The 312-nt window shown below is 67.3% G+C and carries 1 pseudogene; it reads right to left on the bottom strand.

Annotated elements, in window-relative coordinates:
* Positions 1 to 25 precede the first annotated feature (25 nt).
* A pseudogene (locus QSK34_RS37660) lies at positions 26 to 312 on the bottom strand (Acg family FMN-binding oxidoreductase); the annotation flags it as partial.

Raw genomic sequence — 312 nt, 5'->3', positions numbered from 1 at the left:
CGGAGGCCGCCGGCCTGGCCGAGTCTCACCGGTCGCGTTCCTCGGAGAGGACCTCCGCCAACGGGCGCCTGACTCCGCGGGCCGTCTTACTCGGGTAGCCCAGACGGATCACCATCTGCGGAAACTCCTTGGAGCAGATCTCCGTCCGGACGAAATCACGAAGATTCGGATACTCCAGCAGTTGCGTGTGGAAGGCCGCGCTGATCCCGTGGACGGCGGCGTGCAGCAGCACCCTCTGCAGGGCCTGTCCGGTGTGCAGCCAGTCCGTCCGCTCGTCTCCCGGAGTGGTGAGCAAGGCCACCACCCCCACCT

The organism is Herbidospora sp. NBRC 101105 (genome assembly GCF_030269205.1).
GTDB lineage: Bacteria > Actinomycetota > Actinomycetes > Streptosporangiales > Streptosporangiaceae > Herbidospora > Herbidospora solisilvae.
Note: the sequence above shows the minus strand (reverse complement) of the source record. Positions and strands in the feature narration are given on the sequence as shown.